Source organism: Vibrio sp. 10N.261.51.A3, from assembly GCF_041471965.1.
In the GTDB taxonomy this organism is placed as follows: domain Bacteria; phylum Pseudomonadota; class Gammaproteobacteria; order Enterobacterales; family Vibrionaceae; genus Vibrio; species Vibrio crassostreae_C.
Window position 1 is genome coordinate 1 of record NZ_JBFRPK010000011.1, and the last position, 22,541, is coordinate 22,541.

A 22,541-nucleotide genomic window follows, 5' to 3' on the forward strand; every position below is an offset into this window, starting at 1 on the left:
GAGTTCATAGGGAATCTCACTTTTAAAAACGAACTTGATTGCGAAGTTTTGAGACAGCAATAGAAAAGAATTTTTAGCGCGGATTCGAACAAGAAGAGTTCTTAAACGTAAAAGCTATACGTCAGAAACCAAAAAGCCCGAACATTTCTGTTCGGGCTTTTTAATTTGGAGCGATACATCGGGTTCGAACCGATGACCTCAACCTTGGCAAGGTTGCGCTCTACCAACTGAGCTAGTATCGCATTTGCTTTATCGAGATAAAGACTTTAATAGATGGTGCCCCGGGCCGGACTTGAACCGGCACAGCGCGAACGCCGAGGGATTTTAAATCCCTTGTGTCTACCAATTCCACCACCAGGGCACGCAATTCTTTATTGCGATGCCGATTACTGAAAAGTAAAACACCATCTTAATGCTGACGCCAATCAACATTACAAAATTTGGAGCGATACATCGGGTTCGAACCGATGACCTCAACCTTGGCAAGGTTGCGCTCTACCAACTGAGCTAGTATCGCATTTTCATTCAAATTCTTTCTAGAAGAAAGAGAGAATGGAGGCGCCTCCCGGAGTCGAACCGAGGTCCACGGATTTGCAATCCGCTGCATAGCCACTCTGCCAAGGCGCCTTAGTAACTCCAATTGAATCGCTCATTGCCATCCTCTTGGGTACGGGATGCATTCTACGGATTCAGGCGATTGAGTCAATATTATTTTTGTATTTTTAATTCGTTTGAATAGATTTCATACGAAACAAGCCAAATAGCTGACTTTATGTTCAAAACACACTGTGAGCGGGTTATTCAAAGGAGATCTATATCACATTAGATATCCACTATTGATAACTTAACCTTAGGTTAAAGATCAAAAAAGCGAGCCTCAGCTCGCTTCTTCATCAATGATGTTTTTCGTCCAACAAATCGTCTTTGGCGGCCATCAAGTATTGTGCCATTGACCAGTAAGTAAGTACGGTTGCGACATAGAGCGCAATGTATCCGACCCATACCATCCAATCGTCATAGCGCCAGATAAGTACCCAAAGGGCGAACATCTGAGAAACCGTTTTTACTTTACCAACCCAAGATACCGCAACACTTGCGCGTTTACCGATTTCAGCCATCCATTCACGAAGCGCTGAAATGATGATCTCACGAGCAATCATGGTCACGGCTGGAATAGTTATCCAAATAGAGTGGTAATGCTCTGTAATCAGGATAAGAGCCGTAGCGACCAACACTTTGTCAGCCACAGGGTCAATGAAGGCACCGAAGCGAGACGTTTGCCCTAACTTACGAGCTAGCATGCCATCTAGCCAATCAGTGAAACCGGCTACCCAAAACACCATCGCAGCAGCGAAAGGAGCCCATTGATAAGGTAGATAGAAAACGACAACGAATACTGGGATCAAAAATAGTCTCAGTAAGGACAAAATGTTAGGTATATTCAAACGCATATTATTGGGCTCTTATTAATTGCGCTTTAATGGTGCGGGATTTTTACTATTGTTTCAATGCTTGATAAATGTTTTCTGCCAAAGAATGACTAATGCCCGGCACTTTGGCTATTTCTTCGACAGTTGCACGCTTAAGTTCTTGTAAGCCACCCATATATTTCAGCAAAGCTTGACGACGTTTAGGTCCTACCCCTTCAATTCCTTCCAAAGCACTGGTTCTGCGCGTTTTACCACGTTTCGCCCTGTGCCCTGCAATCGCATGATTATGGCTCTCATCACGAATGTGCTGGATAAGATGCAGCGCTGGTGCATCGCTAGGTAAATTAAACTCTTCACCTTCAAGGGTTACCAAAGTTTCTAAACCCGGTTTACGCGTCACGCCTTTCGCAATACCCATCATTCTTGGTCTAAACGGCCAATCACCCCAATATTGAGAAATGATCTCATGAGCGCGGTTTAGCTGACCTTTACCACCATCGATAAAGATGATGTCTGGGATCTTGTCGACATCGAGTTGCTTCGAATAACGTCTCTCAAGCGCCTGAGCCATCGCTGCATAATCATCGCCACCTGTAATGCCGGTGATGTTGTAACGACGGTACTCTGGTTTAACCGGGCCTTCTTGATTGAACACCACACACGACGCAATCGTGCTTTCACCCATGGTATGACTGATATCAAAACATTCCATGCGCTTGATAGCATCCATCGACAGCACTTCTTGGAGCTCTTTGAAGCGCTGATTAATCGTCATCTTGTGATTAATCTTGGTGGTAATAGCCGTCAATGCATTGGTATTAGACAATTTAAGGTAACGACCTCGAGTACCTGAAGGGTTGGTATTGAAGTGAATCTTACGACCCGCTACTTCACACAAGGCTTCTTGAATCGGTGTGACATCTTCCATCAAATCGGCATTGAGAATCAAACGGGTTGGGATGGTTCTCGCTTCACTATGCGCAAGATAGTATTGGCTTAAAAAGCTCGAAAAGACCTCTTCTCGCACCGTATTGTTGGGAATTTTAGGGAAATGGCTTCTACTGCCTAAAACCTTGCCTTGGCGAATCATCAAGATATGAATACACGCTACGCCATTCTCTTGAGCAAATCCCAACACGTCCATATCTTCCATTGAATCGTCAGATACGTATTGTTGTTCTTGCACACGTCGAATCGCTTGGATTTGATCACGGAAAGCGGCAGCTTGTTCAAAACGAAGCTCACGGCTTGCCTTGTCCATTTTGTCGATGAGCGTCTCAAGGACTAATTTGTCTTTCCCTTGCAGGAACAGACGAACGTAGTCGATAAGTTCACTGTACTCTTCATCAGAGATGATTGAGCTAACACATGGCGCAGCACAACGACCAATCTGATACATCAAACACGGGCGCGTTCTATTGGCATAAACCGTATCTTCACACTGGCGGGCAGGGAAAATCTTTTGGATTAGGTGTAGCGTCTCACGCACAGCGCCGGAATCAGGGTAAGGACCAAAGTATTCGCCCTTTTTCTTCTTAGCACCACGGTGCATCGACAAACGAGGATGCTTGTGACCGCTAATAAAAATATAAGGGTACGACTTATCATCACGCAAAAGTACGTTGTATTTAGGCAAGTACTGCTTGATGTAGTTGTGCTCAAGAATGAGCGCTTCTGTTTCCGTGTGCGTTACAGTGACATCGATCTTGTCAATATTACTAACTAGAGCGCGTGTTTTTTCACTGTCGACTTTTTTACGGAAATAACTGGAAAGGCGTTTTTTGAGGTTCTTAGCTTTACCGACGTAAATAACGGCAGCCTCGGCGTTATACATTCGATAAACGCCGGGCTGCTCTGTTACTGTCTTGAGGAATGAGACTGAGTCAAACAAGTTGGTCACTATACGATCTCAGTGTTAAAGGGTCTCAGTGTCTAACATTCCATGTCTAATCGCTAAATGCGTCAGCTCTACATCGCCACTGATATCCAGCTTACTGAACAAGCGGTAGCGGTAACTGTTGACTGTTTTAGGACTTAGATTGAGTTGTTCTGAAATATCCGTCACTTTCTGACCTTTGGTAATCATCATCATGATTTGAAGTTCACGTTCAGATAAGTCTGCGAATGGATTTTCAGACGCAGGCGAGAATTGGCTCAAAGCCATCTGCTGCGCAATTTCTGGTGAAATGTATCGTTGGCCACTATTAACCACTCGAATTGCATTTACCATTTCATCCGGACCTGCCCCTTTAGTAAGGTAACCAGCAGCTCCAGCTTGCATCACTTTAGTTGGAAACGGATTTTCCGTATGAACAGTTAAAACGATGATTTTAACATCAGGGTTGAAACGCAAGATCTTCTTGGTTGCTTCTAAGCCACCAATACCAGGCATATTCATATCCATCAAAATAACGTCAGTATTGTTAGTACGACACCATTTTGCAGCATCTTCACCGCTTTCAGCTTCCCCTGCTACGTTCATTCCACGGACGTCTTCAATAATACGTCGTATCCCTGTGCGAACCAGCTCGTGATCATCTACAAGGAAAACATTTATCAAACTTGTATCTCCACACTATTAATTGGCTCTGCAACCACTGTGTCATTTCATCTGTTTGAAACAATTGAACAAAGGAACAGTGGATCGCAGCATTGAGTACATCTTAACTTAATTACTAAAAAAAAGCTCTGTTGAATATGTGCTGAAACACGAACTTTAGCAAGTACTTATTAACAAATAAGCTAACTAAAACAACAAGCTTTTTCTAAAAATCAACCAGTTAAAACAACACCCAATAAAATTACATAAGATAAAGATATTTTCAATACCATTGAATAACCATTCGCGACAATTTCACTTATTTGCTTATAGAGTCCCGTTATTTGCCTCTACTAACTAGAATTTAGTTAGTATTTTTACTGCCTTTTGTGCGCAGAGGGTCGCTAGATGGTAGTATTCGATTCCCCATTTCAATAGGTTACTACATTGGATATTCAGCAAGGCTTTGTACTCACAAGACAAGCAAGAGATTTTTCAGGGCGCACACAAATCGACTTGTGGTTAAGCACCCCTCAAGGCCCTACTCTGCTGACGATTCAAAATGAAAAACCGGTATTTTTTGTCGCTCAATCTGACGTTGAGGCATGTCAGGCAATCGCAGCGAAAGAGTCGATCGATTGCCAATTTAAGCCTCTAGAATTAGCCACATTCGAGCAAACACCTCTCGCCGCGTGTTACACCTCACTGTCGAGAAGCAGCTTTGGTTTAGCGCAAGCCTTTCACAACGAAGAAATCCAAACCTTTGAAAGCGATATTCGACTCGCCGATCGATTCTTGATGGAACGTTTTATCAAGGGAAGTATTGAGTTCACCGGATCTGCTGTGCAAAAAAATCAGCATCGTCGAGTCTCAAACGCAAAATGCCGAGCAGGTGATTACTTACCCAGTCTATCTGTGGTCTCGCTTGATATTGAGTGTTCGGAAAAAGGCGTGCTTTATTCAATTGGCCTAGACAGCCCGATGGACAGCCAAGTAATCATGGTCGGTGAAGCACAACAAGCTGAAACCAATATCCAATGGGTTGCCAACGAGAAAGCGCTACTTGAAGCCATGATAGCTTGGTTCTCTGAATTTGATCCTGACATCATCATTGGCTGGAATGTTATCGACTTCGATTTTAGGCTGCTGCACAAACGTTCAGAATGGAACGAAGTGAAGCTCAACATCGGCAGAGACAACCAACCGAGCTTTTTCCGCAGTTCTGCTCAAAATCAGCAAGGTTTTATCACGATTCCGGGACGCGTTGTCTTGGATGGTATTGATATGCTCAAGACAGCGACCTACCACTTCCGTTCTTGGTCTCTTGAGTCGGTATCGCAAGAGCTGCTTGGGGAAGGCAAAGACATCCATAACGTTCATGACCGTATGGATGAGATAAACCGAATGTTTAAGTTCGATAAACCCTCACTCGCTAAGTACAACCTTCAAGACTGCGTACTGGTAAACAGCATCTTCGAGCACACTCACCTACTCGACTTCGCGATTGAGCGCTCTCGATTAACCGGTGTTGAGCTGGATCGCGTTGGTGGCTCTGTTGCGGCCTTTACTAACTTATATCTGCCTCAAATCCACAGAGCGGGTTATGTCGCACCGAACTTAGAGCCAGAGAATTGGATTGCGAGCCCCGGCGGTTATGTGATGGATTCAATTCCCAATCTTTACGACTCGGTTTTGGTACTCGATTTTAAGAGCCTGTATCCATCGATCATTCGCTCGTTTCTGATTGACCCTATGGGACTAATTGAAGGGTTGAAGCTTGAACTAGGCCCAGCAGAAAACCAAGCCGTTGATGGCTTTCGAGGTGGGCAATTCCACCGCTCTAAACACTTCTTGCCCGAGATGATCGAAAACCTTTGGGCTGCACGTGATGTGGCGAAGAAGAACAACGAGAAAGCGTTCTCTCAGGCGATTAAGATCATCATGAACTCATTCTATGGTGTGTTAGGTTCGTCTGGTTGTCGTTTCTTCGATACCCGGTTAGCGTCTTCAATTACCATGCGTGGACATGAGATCATGAAGCAAACCAAGGTTCTGATCGAAGACAAAGGCTATCAAGTGATTTACGGCGATACCGATTCAACCTTCGTGTCTCTGAACGGCAGTTATGATCAGCAAAAAGCAGACGAGATCGGGAACACACTGGTCGCTTACATCAACGATTGGTGGACGAATCACTTAAAAGAGACCCACAACCTAACCTCAATACTCGAATTGGAATACGAGACTCACTATCGCAAGTTTCTAATGCCGACCATTAGAGGTTCAGAAACCGGTTCGAAGAAACGTTATGCCGGATTAATCACTCAAGGCGATAAAGAAAAGATCATATTTAAAGGGCTTGAGAGTGCACGCACCGATTGGACACCTCTCGCACAGCAATTCCAACAAACCTTGTATGAGATGGTGTTTCACGATCAAGATCCAACCGACTACGTCAGACAGTTTGTTGATGAAACCTCTGCTGGCAAACATGATGATTTATTGGTGTATCAAAAGCGCTTACGCCGCAAATTACATGAATACCAAAAGAACATTCCACCACAAGTTCGAGCAGCTAGAATGGCAGATGAGGTCAATGCAAAACTAGGGCGCCCACTTCAATACCAAAATAAAGGACGTATTGAATACTTAATTACCTTGAATGGCCCAGAGCCTAAAGAGTATTTGAAGAGTGCTATCGATTATCAGCATTATATCGATAAGCAGATTAAGCCGGTGGCTGAAGCGATTTTGCCTTTTATTGGATTAGATTTTGAGAGAGTTAGCGGGCAGCAATTAGGTTTATTCTAAGATTCTTGTCTGAGTTTAATCAGAACAAAAAAAGCAGAGGAGTGTTCAATTCGCTCTGCTTTTTTGTATCTGTAGAGTATGAAGATCTACCCTATTCGAAATTCAGTTTTCTGATACTGCTTAACCAGCCATTCCCCAAACCCATCCAGAATGCCTATCACTGAACGTTTCGGAATCGGTCGACCTGAAAGTAAAATACCCAACCTTTGAATTTCGACTTCTCGATCTGGGTGATACTTCAAGAACTGTTGGCCACATTCAACAGGATCATCGTACCAATATTTATCGCGGTACATCACCAGTGAGTAACTCGCCCGTAGAAGCTTCTTGGCAATAATCACCTGCGCAGCGACTTGTTGTTCTGGCGTTGTCGCTCGTGCGATCTTGTTGCGATACACCGCCAACCAGTTTTCCGCATCCATATTCCAGTGCTTAGCGATTTCCCAACTTGTTTCAAAATCACCATAGCAGTCTGATAAGTCTTCACCATGCACACACACGGCTAAATGCTTGAGCATAAAACCCCAAGTGAAGATATTGTCGAAATCGACTATCTCACTCACTAAGGTAGTTTTTATCGCCACTTGAGTTACCTGCGGGAAGCTCTTTTGGAAACGCCATTTGATGGTGTTCAACAAAGTGGTTCGTTGGTCAGGAAACGGTCGATGGGTCACCACAACCACATCTAGATTGGAGCGACCGAAGACGGCTTGCTTACGAGCCACACTGCCATAAATATAAATACTGTGCAGATTAGATCCTAACCCACCTTTTAGAAAGGTAATCAGATCGTTAACCACAGGTTGAAATTCAGGTTGAAAAGGCTGTGTTGGGTCAATAACGGGTAGCTGCATAGGTCGTTTCGGTAAATAAAATAATGATTTAACTATAACTCTATGATCGCCTAGGTGACTTTATGATTCAAGCTATTCCTATTTATAGCATCTCCGAGATATAATCAGCGGATAGACCCACTAAGGACAAACACAAAATGCCTAGAGCAAGTGAAATTAAAAAAGGTTTTGCTATCACAGTAGAAAGCAAAACAGTGATCGTTAAAGATATCGAAGTAACAACACCAGGCGGCCGTGGCGGCCAAAAGATTTACCGCTTCCGTGGTAACGATGTAGCAACTGGCGTTAAAACTGAAGTTCGCCACAAGGCTGACGAAATTGTTGAAACTATTGACGTAACTAAGCGTGCAGTAATGTTCTCTTACGTTGATGGCAACGAGTACATCTTCATGGACAACGAAGATTACACACAATTCATCTTCAACGGTGAGACTATCGAAGACGAACTACTGTTCATCAACGAAGAAACTCAAGGCATGTACGCGATCCTTATCGACGGCAACGCTGCAACGCTTGAGCTACCAACATCTGTTGAACTAGTTATCGAAGAGACTGATCCTTCAATCAAAGGTGCATCAGCGTCTGCTCGTACTAAGCCTGCTCGTCTTTCTACAGGTCTTACTATTCAAGTGCCTGAATACATCGCGACTGGCGACAAAGTAGTAGTAAACACTGCTGAACGTAAATACATGAACCGCGCAAGCTAAGATACTTATTATGACCGAAGCTAACGACCTAATGTCTTATGACGACGCAATTGACACTGCATACGACATCTTCCTAGAGATGGCACCTGACAACCTAGAGCCTGCAGACGTGATTCTTTTCACTGCTCAGTTTGAAGATCGTGGCGCAGCAGAGCTTGTTGAAACTGGCGATGATTGGGTTGAACATGTTGGCTTTGAAGTCGACAAAGAGATCTACGCTGAAGTGCGCATTGGTCTTGTGAATGAAGCTGATGACGTTCTAGACGACGTATTTGCTCGCATGTTAATCAGCCGTGATCCAGAACATAAGTTCTGTCACATGCTGTGGAAACGCGACTAATACCGCTGTTGACGCTCATCTGCATGAGTAAACAAGTATTCATGTAAGCGAGTTAAAAGTTAGCCGAGCCCATTGCTCGGCTATTTTTATCACGCTATTTTCCATCGTGATTCATCACTTTCATCATCAACGTTAGATTCACTGATTATGACCAAAGCAAAAACAGACACACAATCAAAAGGCTATGCCTGCATTGGCCTAGTTAACCCAAAGACGCCAGAAAACGTAGGCTCAGTGATGCGAGCAGCTGGCTGCTACGGCGCCAACTCTGTGTTTTACACTGGCACACGCTACGACCATGCGCGAAAATTCCATACCGATACCAAAGAAAAGCACTTAGCCCTGCCTTTGATTGGTGTTGAAGAGCTGAAAGATATTATTCCAGTAGGCTGCGTGCCGGTTGCTGTTGATCTGATTGAAGGTGCTAAGCCTCTACCTGATTACAAGCACCCACCACGCGCGTTTTACATTTTTGGCCCAGAAGATGGCACGCTAAAGAAAGAGATCACAGATTTCTGTCGTGAGACGATTTACGTTCCGACCAACGGCTGCATGAACCTAGCAGCATCAGTGAATGTAGTGCTTTACGACCGATTAGCGAAAGGCGATAACTTCTCGAATCATAAGTAAATAGAACGAGATACGAGATGCGAAAAGATTTATAGATACGTGTAAACGAGATAAGAGATGCGAAGAGCATGCTTACTGCCGATTATGGCAGTATGTTTTCGATACTCGATTACTCGCATCCCGCATCTGCTATTTCTCCAGACGTAAAAAAACCTGCTCAATGAGCAGGTTTTTTAGTATTCAGTGCTTTCAGCTAATGAAGCTTTACGCGTAAGAAATTACGTAATTACTGACGTGTTCTTGGCTTAGCTGGTTTAGCCGGACGACCGTTGTTCAGTTTAGGCTTACTTTTGTTAGCCTGAGGTTTGCCTTTGTTTGCAGCTGGAGCGCTACGACCTGAATCAGGTGTTGTAGAACCGCGAGTTGCAGGCTTCTTACGCTTAGTTTGGTTGCTACGGCCTTTTGGTGCGTTTGCACGCTCTTCGTGACGTTTAACAGCACGACGAATTTTTTGGCTACGAGAACGCTCACGCTTACGAGAAGTGTTTGAAGGATCAAGATCCAACAGTGTCTCTTTCTCAGGCTTAAGCTCAACAAGCTCACGCAAGTAGTTAACTTCTTGAAGATCTAGCTCTTTCCAACCGCCACGAGGCAGTTTCTTATCAAGGTAGATATCACCGTAACGTACACGTTTCAGGCGGCTTACTGTTGTTTCTTGTGATTCCCAAAGACGACGAACTTCACGGTTACGACCTTCGTTAATCGCTACATAGAAAGTATGGTTCATACCTTCACCACCAGCGTAAACCACATCTTCAAAACGAGCCATGCCGTCTTCTAGTTGTACGCCACGAGTAACGTTTTTAACTTTCTGCTCAGTCACTTCACCGAATACACGTACTAGGTACTCACGTTCAACCTGACGGCTTGGGTGCATTAGACGGTTTGCAAGCTCACCATCAGTAGTGAAAAGCAAAAGGCCTGATGTGTTTGCATCAAGACGACCAACTGAAATCCAACGAGAACCACGGATCTTAGGTAGACGATCGAAAACAGTACGGCGGCCTTCAGGATCGTGACGAGTACAAAGCTCACCTTCAGGTTTGTAGTAAGCAAGTACACGACAAACCACTTCTTCAGAAGCCTTGCCTGAAACAGTATGGCCATCGATACGGATCACTGAGTTCTCGTCTTCAAGACGCTCGCCCAGTTTCGCAACTTGACCGTTAACACTTACACGACCAGATTTGATTAAACCTTCTAGTTCACGACGAGAACCGTGACCAGCTCGCGCTAAAACCTTCTGTAATTTTTCGCTCATTTACTCTTTTCTACCTAATTGTCGTCTTCACAGACGTCGAATGAATTTTTCGCGACCAAATCGCGGTCGCGTATTATCGCAAATAACCTGCCAAAAAGCACTTGTTATTTACTGTGGCAGGTTTGCTGTATCGTTACAGACTGTTAATCAGTAAAGCGATTATTCAAACGGCGCAGGATCGCCAGCACCACGACGTAGAACCACGGCATCATCGTCACTGAAGTCAATAACCGTCGTCGGTTGCTCACCTAAGTAACCGCCATTCAAAATGACATCAACCGCATGTTCTAGGCTGTCACGAATTTCTTCTGGATCCGACTCCGTAGTCTCGTTACCCGGCAGAATCAGAGACGTCGACATTAATGGTTCACCCATCGCTTCCAAAAGGTCGAGTGCAATCTTGTTGTCTGGGACACGAATACCAATCGTTTTACGCTTGGCGTTCATCAAACGCTTTGGCACTTCTTTGGTTGCTTTAAAGATAAACGTGTAAGCACCTGGTGTATGTGCTTTCAGTAGACGGAAAGCCACGTTATCGACGCGTGCATACAGTGATAATTCAGAAAGATCACGACATAACAAGGTGAAATTGTGCTTGTCATCGATGCGACGAATTTTACAGATACGTTCAAGTGCTTGTTTGTTTTCAAGCTGACAGCCCAGCGCATAACCGGAATCTGTTGGATAAACCACAACGCCGCCATTGCGAATAATCGCAACCGCTTGAGTAATTAAGCGTGCTTGTGGGTTATCTGGGTGTACATAAAAAAACTGGCTCATTGTTGATCCTCGTTATCGAATCTCTCGACTCTATCATCAGAAGGAGCTGGCTCACCTAAAGACTATTCAGATGGTGAAACCGTTTGAAACTCCCAATCTTTCCATACTTCTTCGACCCCAGAAGGTAGCCAGAGATTGCGTCCAAGTTCCATCCACGGAGATGGGTAATGGAAATCACTGCCTTGGGAGGCTAATAGTTTGTATTGTATAGCATAATCCGCGAGTGTGCGTCTTTCTTGTTGCGCTTGCTGAGGTTGAGCTACTTCCATCGCATCCCCTTTCGCTTCAACAAATGCCGCTAGCAGGCGCTTAACCCACTTGGCTGTAAGTCCATATCGCCCAGGGTGAGCGAGTACGGCTTGTCCACCAGCAGCATGAATAGCCGTGACAGCATCACTCATTGAACACCAAGTTGGCGGCACATAACCTGGGTTATTACGAGTAAGAAACTTTTTAAACACCTGCTGCATAGTTTTCGCATAGCCATTGTCGACTAGCCACTTAGCAAAGTGAGCGCGAGTGATTGGTGCATCACCCGCAATCAATTTAACTTCTTCTAACACCCCTTCACGAGTCGCTTTCTCAAGACGGTGAGCGATCATCTCAGCACGCCCAATACGGTGTTGCTTCTGTTGTTCAATGAGCGCTTTGAGTTCTGGTGACTCAGGATCAACGTTTAACCCAACAATATGGATATCTTTGTTTTGCCAAACAGTCGAAATCTCAATGCCGTTGATCAGCTGAATAGGAAGATTGTTATCAGCAATATAGTTGCGTGCTTCAGCAAGCCCATCAGTCGTGTCATGATCTGTAATCGCTAGCGCTTCGATGTTAAAGCCAAGCGCTCGGTCAATTAGCTCAGGTGGAGTAAGTCGGCCATCTGAGGCTGTTGTATGACTATGTAGATCAATTCTCATATATTCTTTTTCATTGTTTTCAATTTTTATCGTTATATTTGTGTCAACACACTTGACCCGCAAGCATAAAACTAGTTAACTAGTACACAAATACGAAGTATCACATTTGATAGGTTCACCATGTTACAAGAATTTAACCAAAACCATAAAGATAAAGTTTTAGAACTTTCTTCAGTAGAAGCAAGTTCAGAGCTTAATTGGTGGCGCACTTGGACAAGTTCTTGGTGGGCTAACGTGTACTTCTAGTTAAACAGTTTGTTTATAAAAAAGTTATCACTAAGCCCGCTTTAATAGCGGGCTTTTTAATTTGTCGAACATCTCACATTCAACTGACTAACAAATCATCGAATTGACCATATTCTAGATTGGGTGAAAGGTATCTTTATGCGACTATGTACGGCAGGAAATTTAAAGAATCATAAAGGAGGTCTTGTGAACAAGGCCATTGAAATCAAAAAGCTGGGAACCATTGAGGTCATCAATTCCTCAGTTCCTTACTCGCAAGATCCAACCAGCGTTTTTCATACTTTGTGTGAAAACAAAACTGATAGTCTTTTGTTGGAATCTGCCGAGATTGAATCTAAACAGAACCTGACAAGCCTACTCCTTATCGACTCTGCTGTTCGCATCGTATGTCGCGGACATGAAGTAACCTTTCAAGCATTGACTGAAAACGGTCAAGCGCTTATCGAACATCTCACTCAAAACGTGAAAGCAGAAATTAAATCTGACCTTACTGATAACGTTTTGACGCTGACTTTTATCGAACCAAGCAACGAATTAGACGAAGACTCACGTTTAAGAGAAGCCTCTTCATTCGATGCACTGCGTTTGGTTCAGCACAGCTTTGAGCAAGACGCGGATAACAAACACGCATTATTCATGGCGGGCTTATTCGCTTACGACATCGTGGCAAACTTTGAGCCACTAGGTGATGCTGAAGCAACCAACAATTGTCCTGACTTTGTATTCTACGTAGCTGAAACACTATTGCGTTTCGATCACCAAGAGAACGAAGGCCTACTTCACGCGAGCTTATTTGCTCAAGATGACAACATCAAAGTGCAATTAACTGACCGTCTAGCCGACATTCAAACTCAGTGTCAGTCCCTGAAAGCCATCACTGAAGTAACGCCGTTAGACAACGTTGAAGCTGTACCTAGCGTTTCAGATGAAGACTTCTGCCAAACGGTTCGTGATTTAAAAGAGTACGTAGTTAAAGGCGATGTATTCCAAGTGGTACCTTCACGCCGCTTCACTCTACCTTGCCCTGCCCCACTGGCGGCTTATAAAGAACTCAAACAAAGCAACCCAAGCCCTTACATGTTCTACATGCAAGACGAGCTGTTTACTCTGTTCGGTGCATCTCCAGAAAGCGCGCTGAAATACGAGACAGAAACCAACCAAATCGAGATCTACCCGATTGCTGGTACTCGTCGTCGTGGTAAGCGCCCTGACGGTCAAATCGATTTCGACCTAGACAGCCGTATCGAGCTTGAACTGCGTACCGACAAGAAAGAAAACGCCGAGCACATGATGCTAGTTGACCTAGCGCGTAACGATGTGGCACGTATTGCCGAAGCTGGCACTCGCCACGTAGCAGACTTACTGAAAGTAGACCGCTACAGCCATGTAATGCACTTGGTTTCTCGTGTTGTTGGTCAGCTCCGTGAAGACTTAGATGCTCTGCACGCTTACCAAGCTTGTATGAACATGGGCACGCTAACGGGCGCACCAAAAATCCGCGCAATGCAGCTTATTCGTGACGTAGAAAAAACGCGTCGTGGTAGCTACGGTGGTGCAGTCGGTTATCTAACCGGTGAAGGGACTCTAGATACTTGTATCGTAATTCGCTCTGCTTACGTTGAAGATGGCGTAGCACAAGTACAAGCTGGCGCTGGTGTGGTATTCGATTCAGACCCACAAGCAGAAGCCGATGAAACTCGCGGCAAGGCACAAGCGGTTATCTCAGCGATTCAAGCAGCTCATACTAAGAACCTAACAAATAAGAAGGAGTCGTAATCATGGCTGATATTGTATTCATCGATAACTTCGACTCGTTCACTTACAACCTTGTAGACCAATTTCGTTCATTAGGTCACAGCGTAAAAATTTACCGTAACAACATTCCTGCAAAAGTAGTTGAAGCGGCGATCAACGAACTAGACAACCCTGTTGCACTGCTTTCACCAGGCCCTGGCGCTCCAGCAGATGCGGGCTGTATGCCAGAGCTGATTCAGCTTCTAAAAGGTAAAGTGCCAATGATTGGTATTTGCTTAGGCCACCAAGCGATTGTTGAAGCCTATGGCGGCACCGTTGCAGGCGCTGGCGAAATCATTCATGGTAAGGTGTCGATGATGGAACACCAAAACCATGCGACTTACCAAGGCTTACCTTCGCCATTGGCTATCGCTCGCTACCACTCTTTAGTGGCAACGCATGTATCTGATAGCCTAACGGTGACCGCTGAAGTAGATGATTTGGTGATGTCTGTGGTTCAAGAACAAGACAAGGTGTGTGGATTCCAATTCCACCCTGAATCAATTATGACGACCTACGGTGCAACGCTTCTAGCAAACGCTATCGAATGGGCTCTTGAGAAAAAGACGATATAGGAAACGATCATGGAACAGATTAATAAACTTTACGAACAGCAGTCTCTTACTCAAGAAGAAAGCCAACAGTTATTTGATGTGATCATCAAGGGTGAACTAGACCCAATCTTGATGGCTTCTGCGCTAACTGCACTGAAAATCAAAGGCGAAACGCCCGATGAAATTGCAGGTGCAGCAAAAGCACTACTTGCGAATGCAAACCCGTTCCCGCGCCCTGATTACGATTTCGCAGACATCGTAGGTACAGGTGGCGACGGTCACAACACCATCAATATCTCGACGACTTCTGCATTTGTTGCCGCAGCGTGTGGCTTAAAAGTCGCGAAGCACGGTAACCGCAGCGTATCGAGCAAATCAGGCTCTTCTGACCTACTGGATTCGTTCGGTATCAACCTAGCGATGACAGCTGAAGACACACGTACGGCTGTTGATGAACTTGGCGTAGCATTCCTATTTGCTCCGCAATATCACGTTGGTGTACGTCACGCGATGCCGGTTCGTCAAACAATGAAAACGCGCACTATCTTCAATATTCTTGGCCCACTGATTAACCCTGCTCGCCCTAACATCGAGCTAATGGGTGTTTACAGCAAAGAGCTGGTACGCCCTATCGCAGAAACCATGCTGCAAATGGGCATGAAGCGCGCGGCGGTTGTTCACGGTAGCGGCCTTGATGAAGTAGCGATTCACGGCGAAACCATGGTTGCTGAAATCAAAGATGGCACAATTCACGAATACACAGTGACACCAGCAGACTTTGGTTTGAACACTCACCCTCTTGAAGCAATCAAGGGCGGCGAGCCAGAAGAGAACAAAGCCATCACAACCGATATCCTGACGGGTAAAGGCACTGATGGTCAAGTTGGCGCAGTGGCAGTCAACGTTGCTCTACTGATGCGTCTGTTTGGTCACGAAGACCTAAAAGCCAACGCACAGCAAGCAATTGACGCGATGAACTCTGGCAAAGCATACGAGCTTGTACAAAAGCTTGCTGCACACGCCTAACGAACGACGAATCGAGACAAAGAACATGACACAGACTACCGATAAACTGTCGACCCACGTTTCAGTCAAAGAAGCTGAAATGGCGGAAGTATTAGCAAAAATCGTTCGTGATAAATACCAATGGGTTGAAGCACGTAAGCAGACTCAACCATTAGACGAGTTTAAAGCGTCACTAACTGCAACAGACCGCAGCTTTTATGACGCTCTGAGCGGAGAACAAACGGTTTTCATCACTGAATGTAAAAAGGCCTCTCCGTCAAAAGGTTTAATCCGTGACGAGTTTGACCTCGACTACATTGCTTCTGTTTACAACAACCACGCAAACGCGATTTCTGTGCTGACAGACGAGAAGTACTTCCAAGGTGACTTTGAGTTTTTACCTAAAGTTCGCAGCATTGCTAAGCAGCCTATCCTGTGTAAAGACTTCATGGTTGATACCTACCAAGTGTATCTAGCTCGTCATTACTCAGCTGATGCTATCTTGTTAATGCTATCGGTATTAGATGACGAAGAGTACAAAGCGCTGGCGGAAGTCGCTCACTCACTCAACATGGGTGTATTGACCGAAGTCAGCAACGAAGAAGAGCTTCACCGTGCAGTCGCTCTAAACGCTAAGGTGATCGGCATTAACAACCGTAATCTTCGTGACCTTTCGACTGATTTGAACCGTACTAAAGAGTTGGCGCCGCTGATTCGCGAACTGGCTCCAAACGCAGTTGTGATTTCAGAGTCTGGCATCTACACACATCAACAAGTTCGTGACCTTTCAACGTTTGCAGATGGCTTCCTAATCGGTAGCTCTCTAATGGCAGAGAAGAACCTCGAGCTTGCGGTACGCAAAGTAACACTGGGTGAAAACAAGGTGTGTGGTTTAACTCACTCTGACGATGCAGCAAAGGCTTATCAAGCTGGTGCGGTATTCGGTGGTCTGATATTCGTTGAAGCATCTAAGCGTCATGTGGATATCGAAGCGGCTCGTTTGACTATGAGCGGCGCACCTTTGAACTACGTGGGTGTGTTCCAAAACCACAGCGTTACTGACGTTGCGAAAACGGTTTCTGAGCTAGGCCTGTTCGCTGTGCAATTGCACGGTGATGAGTCTCAAGCGTTTGTCGATGAGCTAAAACAGTCACTACCTGAAAGCGTTGAGATTTGGAAAGCTTACGGTGTTTCTCCCGATGCTGAGAGCTCGCTACCAGAATTACTGGAAAGCAACGTGACTCGTCACCTGCTAGATACTAAAGTGGGTTCTCAAACTGGTGGCACAGGCCAAGTGTTCGATTGGAACCTAATCAACAACCAAAGCGCAATCATGTTGGCGGGTGGTCTAACCCCAGAAAATGCTAACCAAGCGGCTAAGTTGGGTTGCTTAGGATTAGACCTAAACTCTGGTGTTGAATCTGCTCCAGGCAAAAAAGACGCAGACAAACTGCAACGTGCTTTTGCTGCGATTCGTAATTACTAGTCCAAGCTCGGCGCTAGAAATTAGAAAGCAGAAACTAAAAACATATTTGTGAGCTTTGCCTTTTGCGAAGCTCAAACAAGATTAAATGACTTGGTGTGAATACACATCAGTAGAATTGAAGGAATAACACAATGGCTAAACTCGATGCCTACTTTGGTGAATACGGTGGTCAATACGTACCGCAGATCCTAGTGCCAGCACTAGACCAACTTGAACAAGCATTTATCGATGCACAAGCCGATCCTGAGTTCCGCAGCGAATTCATGACGCTTCTTCAAGAGTACGCTGGTCGTCCAACGGCACTAACGCTAGCACGCAACCTAACAAAAGGTACAAAAACAAAACTGTACCTAAAGCGTGAAGATCTACTTCACGGCGGTGCTCACAAGACAAACCAAGTTCTTGGTCAAGCATTGCTAGCAAAACGTATGGGTAAGCAGGAAATCATCGCTGAAACTGGCGCAGGCCAACACGGTGTGGCAACGGCTCTAGCGTGTGCTCTACTAGGTCTTAAGTGTCGTGTTTACATGGGTGCAAAAGACGTTGAACGTCAAAGCCCGAACGTGTTCCGTATGAAGCTAATGGGCGCAGAGGTTATCCCTGTTCATTCTGGCTCTTCAACGCTAAAAGATGCGTGTAACGAAGCGCTACGTGACTGGTCTGCAACTTATGAAGACGCGCATTACCTATTGGGTACTGCAGCGGGCCCTCACCCATTCCCAACGATTGTTCGTGATTTCCAACGCATGATTGGTGAAGAAACGAAGAACCAAATTCTAGCTCGTGAAGGTCGCCTTCCTGATGCGGTTATCGCTTGTGTCGGCGGTGGTTCGAACGCTATCGGTATGTTTGCGGATTTCATTGAAGAAGAAACTGTTCGCCTAATCGGTGTAGAGCCGGCTGGTAAAGGTATTGATACCGACCAACACGGCGCGCCGCTTAAGCACGGTAAAACCGGTATCTTCTTCGGCATGAAAGCGCCACTGATGCAAGATGAGAACGGCCAAGTAGAAGAGTCTTACTCTGTATCTGCGGGTCTAGACTTCCCATCAGTTGGTCCTCAACACGCGCACCTAAATGCTATTGGCCGTGCTGAATACGACAACGTGACCGACGACGAAGCGCTAGAAGCGTTCCAATTGATTGCACGTAAAGAAGGTATTATCGCAGCGCTAGAGTCATCTCATGCTTTGGCTCATGCTGTTAAAATGGCTCACGATGACCCAGAGAAAGAACAGCTATTAGTGGTTAATCTATCTGGTCGTGGTGATAAAGACATCTTCTCTGTACACGACATTCTTAAAGAGAAAGGAGCATTATAATGGATCGCTATCAATCACTCTTCACTCGCTTAGCTGAAAAGAATCAGGGCGCATTTGTACCATTCGTAACGGTTGGCGATCCTAACCCTCAGCAGTCTCTTAAGATCATGGAAACACTCGTTGAAGCGGGTGCTGATGCACTTGAACTTGGTATTCCATTCTCAGATCCGCTTGCAGATGGCCCGACAATCCAAGGTGCAAACATTCGTGCGTTAGATTCAAAAGTAACGCCAGATGTGTGTTTTGATCTTATTGGTCAAATTCGTGCTAAATACCCAGATCTGCCAATCGGCCTACTGATGTACGCAAACTTGGTGTACGCACGTGGTATCGAGAACTTCTACAAGCGTTGTGCGAATGCAGGTATCGATTCAGTATTGATTGCTGATGTACCAACCAACGAGAGTGGCGAGTTTGTTGCTGCAGCTAAGAAGTTTGGCGTTCACCCAATCTTTATTGCTCCACCAACAGCAAGTGATGAGACGCTTCAATCGGTTTCTGAGCTAGGTGGTGGTTACACTTACCTACTTTCTCGTGCTGGCGTAACGGGTGCAGAAACCAAAGCAAACATGCCTGTGACTGCCCTACTTGATCGTTTGAACAAGTTTGATGCGCCACCAGCACTGCTTGGTTTCGGTATCTCGGCTCCTGAACAAGTGAAAGAAGCAATTGTAGCTGGCGCTGCTGGTGCTATCTCTGGCTCAGCAGTTGTGAAAATCATTGAAAACAACGTTGAACAACCAGAAGCAATGCTTAAAGCACTTGCTGAGTTTGTTACACCAATGAAAGCGGCAACGCAAAAATAATAAATAGGCTCCCACTAGTGCGATAATTTGCGCTGTGGGAGTTTTTCTCCGAGAACACGTCCAAACCCTCTCAATTGTTAAATTTCTGATAAAAACAACACCTCATACAAACCTGTAGCACATCTATAATACCCCACCCAAATATCACTACCATTTATAAAAATAATGATAAATCAAAAAGCAATCGTTTGCTTTAGCGTAAAAAATCATCAAATGACATTTGATTACTGCTTTTTGGTGTTCTTTCATCTCTGCTCATATTGATAAATGTAAAGGATACGTGTAAAACTTCTCGCGAAATATTAATCCAATGGTACATCGTACATTGGTGAGTAGTTCTGGGATTTTTATATTTAGTAGCACAGAGGTTATGGAAGTGTTAAAAGAAAAGAGTTTACTAAGCAACATCGGCGTTCAAGTCGTTATTGCAATGATCATCGGTACCCTAGTCGGTGCGATGATGGGTGACAGCGCAACTATGTTCGCTCCACTGGGTGCTATCTTCATCAATTTGATCAAGATGCTGGTTATCCCTCTAGTCGCGGTTGCCCTAATTTCAGGTGCTGCTGGTCTAGGCAACAGCTCATCAGCAGGTAAAGTGGGCGTGACCACTCTAGGTTACTTTGCACTAACGTCTGCACTTGCTGTAGCACTAGCGCTAGTAATGGGTGAAATATTCGAACCAGGTCGTGGTATCGATGTTTCTGGCGTTGAAGGCATGTTCTCTTCTGAATACGCTGCGAAAGGTGAACTTCCAACGTTCTGGGCAACCATCACAGGCATGATCCCGACCAACGTTTTCCAATCACTGAATGAAGCAAACATTCTGCAAATTCTAGTTTTCTGCTTATTCTTCGGTATTGCGATTTCTAAACAAGCGAAAGAGAAACGTGACCCTATCATCAATGGCGTAAACGCGATTGTTGACGCTATGGTTTGGATGATCAACAAGGTTATGATCATTGCACCACTAGGCGTATTCGGCCTAATGGCAGAAGCTGTGGGTACATTCGGCTTTGGCGCACTTATGGTTGTGTTCAAACTGTTCGTTGTCTACATCGCTGCGATTCTGATCTTCGGCTTTGTTGCTTACCCGCTAATGATTCAAATCTTCACTAAGACTTCTGCTAAGAAGTTCCTAGTGGCAATGAAGAAGCCTCAAGCGGTTGCACTATCAACAGCATCTTCAATGGCGACACTGCCAGTAACAATGGAAACGGTAGAGAAAGAACTTGGCGTTCGTAACTCTACGGCTTCATTCGTTCTGCCACTTGGTGCGACGATCAACATGTCTGGTAACGCAATTTACTATGGCCTAGTTGCTATCTTCTTCGCACAGCTGTTCAACATCGACCTGTCTATGGGTGCTTACGTTGCTATCATCGTAACGTCTACGCTTGGCGCAGTTGGTCAAGCGGGTGTGCCAGGTCCTTCTTTCCTAGTGGTTGCGGTTCTTCTAGCAGCTGGTATCCCTATCGAAGGTCTACCTCTGTTGTTCGCTTTAGACCGTATCTTCGACATGATTCGTACTGCTCTAAACATCACTGGTGATGCTGCATGTGCAGTCATCGTTGATTCTCTAATCGAAGACGAAGCGAAAGAAGCTGAGCTACAAAAACAGCAAGCGTAATATTAAGCTTCAGTTTGATTGATAAATAAAACCGCCTTCATGAGGCGGTTTTTTTATTAGGTAATGATCGATATTGATTCGGTAAATCTTACCCTTGTCAGGCTAATTGATGAGTCCAAACGCACGAGGCAGAGCCAAACTAATTTCAGGAATAAAAGTAATGGCCAACAGTGTGACGATCAATACGGCACAAAACGGCATGATACTTCTTATAACGTTTTCAATCTTAGAGCCACTGACACTACAACCCACAAATAGCGCCGTACCAACGGGTGGCGTTGCAATGCCAATACATAAGTTGAAGATAATCATCATCGCGAAGTGAATTGGATGCATGCCTAAATGCTCAGCAATCGGCATAAAGATAGGGGTAAAGACCAATACGGCTGGCGTAAGGTCCATAAACATACCCACAATCAGTAGAATCAGGTTCATCAGAATAAAGATGATAATTGGATTGTCTGAAATAGAGAGCATCCAATCGCTGATCATGGTTGGTAGACCGGTAAACGCCATAGCCCATGACATGATGGTAGAAGCACCAATCAAAAACAGCATAATGCCAGTGACCTGAACGGTTTCTCTACAAATTATCGGGAAGTGTGCCCATTTGAGGGTTCGGTAACAGAGTGACAGTATAAAAGAGTAAAGAACCGCTATACATGCCCCTTCTGTTGCAGTGAAAACACCACCAATAATACCGCCAATAACCACTACAATAAGCCCTAAGCTGGGCGTTGCTTGCCAAACAATATTCAGCACATCTTTCGCTGTGAAGCCGTCATTGGCACTTGTTTTATAGCCTTTCTTTTTAGCGATGAAATAGGCGACGACCATACAACTTAAGCCCATTAGAATACCTGGGACATAACCTGCGATAAACAACGCCGCAACGGATGTTCCGCCCGATACTACTGAAAATACGATCAGTGAATTACTCGGCGGTATTAGTAAGCCTGCTGGGCAGGATGCAACGTTTACTGCTGTTGCTAAGTTTTTATCATAACCATCTTTTTCTAATTCAGGACCTAAGGTTTTACCAACCGCAGCCGCTGCTGCAACGGCTGATCCTGAAACCGCGCCAAACATCATATTGGCGAAGATGTTGACGTGAAAAAGTGAGCCCGGAATCCAACCAACCAAGAGCTTTGCAAGGTTGATGAGTCGACTCGCGATGCCACCTACATTCATTATATTCCCCGCGAGGATAAAGAAAGGGATGGCTAATAAACTGAAACTATCAATACCGGTAATGATTTTTTGACCCGCAGTAATACTGGCGACTTCAAACGGTAAGATGAAATACATGATGGTTAAAGATGACATGGCAATTGCAATCGCAATCGGCATGCTTATCGCGATCATGAATAAGAATAGGCCTAGCAGCCAAACACCAATGGACAAATCCATAATATAGAGTCCTTTTAAA

The 22,541-nt window shown here is 44.9% G+C and carries 20 protein-coding genes, 4 tRNA genes and 1 other annotated feature; of the genes, 12 read left to right on the forward strand and 12 right to left on the reverse strand.

What is annotated here, in order from left to right:
* Positions 1–166: 166 nt before the first annotated feature.
* From AB4371_RS03440 to uvrY, 7 genes are all read right to left on the reverse strand, one after another.
* Positions 167–242, reverse strand: a tRNA-Gly gene (locus AB4371_RS03440).
* A 32-nt stretch (positions 243–274) separates the two neighbouring features.
* Positions 275–361 (reverse strand) — tRNA-Leu (locus tag AB4371_RS03445).
* Between the two features lie 80 nt (positions 362–441).
* Positions 442–517: transfer RNA gene (locus tag AB4371_RS03450), tRNA-Gly, on the reverse strand.
* A gap of 36 nt (positions 518–553) precedes the next feature.
* Positions 554–627, reverse strand: a tRNA-Cys gene (locus AB4371_RS03455).
* 266 nt (positions 628–893) lie between these two features.
* Entirely contained in the window at positions 894–1,451 is a 558-nt protein-coding gene (gene pgsA / locus AB4371_RS03460; RefSeq protein WP_017061490.1) for a CDP-diacylglycerol--glycerol-3-phosphate 3-phosphatidyltransferase, read from the reverse strand.
* A 46-nt stretch (positions 1,452–1,497) separates the two neighbouring features.
* On the reverse strand, positions 1,498–3,330 hold the full coding sequence (gene uvrC / locus AB4371_RS03465) for an excinuclease ABC subunit UvrC (RefSeq protein WP_029235668.1): 1,833 nt from the start codon (positions 3,328–3,330) through the stop codon (positions 1,498–1,500).
* A gap of 15 nt (positions 3,331–3,345) precedes the next feature.
* Positions 3,346–3,990, reverse strand: coding sequence for a UvrY/SirA/GacA family response regulator transcription factor (uvrY, locus tag AB4371_RS03470; protein WP_004729778.1), 645 nt, complete (start codon positions 3,988–3,990; stop codon positions 3,346–3,348).
* Positions 3,991–4,416: 426 nt separating this feature from the next.
* Here uvrY and AB4371_RS03475 point away from each other — a divergent pair, with 426 nt between their 5' ends.
* Positions 4,417–6,780 (forward strand): DNA polymerase II, encoded by a 2,364-nt coding sequence (locus tag AB4371_RS03475; RefSeq protein ID WP_372148946.1) that lies wholly within the window; start codon positions 4,417–4,419, stop codon positions 6,778–6,780.
* 86 nt (positions 6,781–6,866) lie between these two features.
* On the opposite strand, the gene AB4371_RS03480 is transcribed toward AB4371_RS03475, so the two are convergent.
* Positions 6,867–7,634 carry a nucleotidyltransferase domain-containing protein gene (locus AB4371_RS03480; RefSeq protein ID WP_372148949.1) on the reverse strand — a complete coding sequence of 256 codons (768 nt, stop codon included), beginning with the start codon at positions 7,632–7,634 and terminating at the stop codon, positions 6,867–6,869.
* A gap of 137 nt (positions 7,635–7,771) precedes the next feature.
* Here AB4371_RS03480 and yeiP point away from each other — a divergent pair, with 137 nt between their 5' ends.
* From yeiP to AB4371_RS03495, 3 genes are all read left to right on the forward strand, one after another.
* Positions 7,772–8,341 (forward strand): elongation factor P-like protein YeiP, encoded by a 570-nt coding sequence (gene yeiP / locus AB4371_RS03485; RefSeq protein ID WP_017055115.1) that lies wholly within the window; start codon positions 7,772–7,774, stop codon positions 8,339–8,341.
* A 10-nt stretch (positions 8,342–8,351) separates the two neighbouring features.
* Positions 8,352–8,681: an HI1450 family dsDNA-mimic protein gene (locus AB4371_RS03490; RefSeq protein ID WP_004741258.1), complete on the forward strand. Its 330-nt coding sequence runs from the start codon at positions 8,352–8,354 to the stop codon at positions 8,679–8,681.
* Between the two features lie 147 nt (positions 8,682–8,828).
* On the forward strand, positions 8,829–9,311 hold the full coding sequence (locus tag AB4371_RS03495; RefSeq protein WP_017061495.1) for an RNA methyltransferase: 483 nt from the start codon (positions 8,829–8,831) through the stop codon (positions 9,309–9,311).
* Positions 9,312–9,537: 226 nt separating this feature from the next.
* On the opposite strand, the gene rluB is transcribed toward AB4371_RS03495, so the two are convergent.
* From rluB to rnm, 3 genes are all read right to left on the reverse strand, one after another.
* Entirely contained in the window at positions 9,538–10,572 is a 1,035-nt protein-coding gene (gene rluB, locus AB4371_RS03500) for a 23S rRNA pseudouridine(2605) synthase RluB (RefSeq protein ID WP_372148951.1), read from the reverse strand.
* A gap of 159 nt (positions 10,573–10,731) precedes the next feature.
* Positions 10,732–11,352 carry an L-threonylcarbamoyladenylate synthase gene (locus AB4371_RS03505; protein ID WP_009848751.1) on the reverse strand — a complete coding sequence of 207 codons (621 nt, stop codon included), beginning with the start codon at positions 11,350–11,352 and terminating at the stop codon, positions 10,732–10,734.
* A 62-nt stretch (positions 11,353–11,414) separates the two neighbouring features.
* On the reverse strand, positions 11,415–12,269 hold the full coding sequence (gene rnm / locus AB4371_RS03510) for an RNase RNM (RefSeq protein ID WP_017063546.1): 855 nt from the start codon (positions 12,267–12,269) through the stop codon (positions 11,415–11,417).
* A 120-nt stretch (positions 12,270–12,389) separates the two neighbouring features.
* On the opposite strand from rnm, the gene AB4371_RS03515 reads away from it, so the two are divergent.
* From AB4371_RS03515 to AB4371_RS03550, 8 genes are all read left to right on the forward strand, one after another.
* Positions 12,390–12,515, forward strand: coding sequence for a trp operon leader peptide (locus AB4371_RS03515; RefSeq protein ID WP_009848753.1), 126 nt, complete (start codon positions 12,390–12,392; stop codon positions 12,513–12,515).
* Positions 12,462–12,576, forward strand: a sequence feature (Trp leader region). Its footprint overlaps the gene before it by 54 nt.
* Before the next feature lie 125 nt (positions 12,577–12,701).
* Positions 12,702–14,291, forward strand: a complete 1,590-nt coding sequence (locus tag AB4371_RS03520; protein WP_372148954.1) for an anthranilate synthase component 1 — start codon at positions 12,702–12,704, stop codon at positions 14,289–14,291.
* A 2-nt stretch (positions 14,292–14,293) separates the two neighbouring features.
* Positions 14,294–14,884 carry an aminodeoxychorismate/anthranilate synthase component II gene (locus AB4371_RS03525; protein ID WP_010438041.1) on the forward strand — a complete coding sequence of 197 codons (591 nt, stop codon included), beginning with the start codon at positions 14,294–14,296 and terminating at the stop codon, positions 14,882–14,884.
* A gap of 9 nt (positions 14,885–14,893) precedes the next feature.
* A complete protein-coding gene (gene trpD, locus AB4371_RS03530; protein WP_017063543.1) occupies positions 14,894–15,889 on the forward strand; it encodes an anthranilate phosphoribosyltransferase in 996 nt (331 codons plus the stop codon).
* Between the two features lie 25 nt (positions 15,890–15,914).
* Positions 15,915–17,354: a bifunctional indole-3-glycerol-phosphate synthase TrpC/phosphoribosylanthranilate isomerase TrpF gene (gene trpCF, locus AB4371_RS03535; RefSeq protein ID WP_017063542.1), complete on the forward strand. Its 1,440-nt coding sequence runs from the start codon at positions 15,915–15,917 to the stop codon at positions 17,352–17,354.
* A gap of 131 nt (positions 17,355–17,485) precedes the next feature.
* On the forward strand, positions 17,486–18,676 hold the full coding sequence (gene trpB, locus AB4371_RS03540) for a tryptophan synthase subunit beta (RefSeq protein ID WP_017063541.1): 1,191 nt from the start codon (positions 17,486–17,488) through the stop codon (positions 18,674–18,676).
* A complete protein-coding gene (gene trpA, locus AB4371_RS03545; RefSeq protein ID WP_372148956.1) occupies positions 18,676–19,482 on the forward strand; it encodes a tryptophan synthase subunit alpha in 807 nt (268 codons plus the stop codon). Before trpB ends, trpA begins: the two co-directional genes overlap by 1 nt.
* Before the next feature lie 310 nt (positions 19,483–19,792).
* A complete protein-coding gene (locus AB4371_RS03550; RefSeq protein WP_321163247.1) occupies positions 19,793–21,112 on the forward strand; it encodes a dicarboxylate/amino acid:cation symporter in 1,320 nt (439 codons plus the stop codon).
* Positions 21,113–21,214: 102 nt separating this feature from the next.
* Here AB4371_RS03550 and AB4371_RS03555 read toward each other — a convergent pair whose 3' ends face one another.
* Positions 21,215–22,522, reverse strand: coding sequence for a TRAP transporter large permease (locus AB4371_RS03555; RefSeq protein ID WP_372148959.1), 1,308 nt, complete (start codon positions 22,520–22,522; stop codon positions 21,215–21,217).
* Positions 22,523–22,541: the final 19 nt, after the last annotated feature.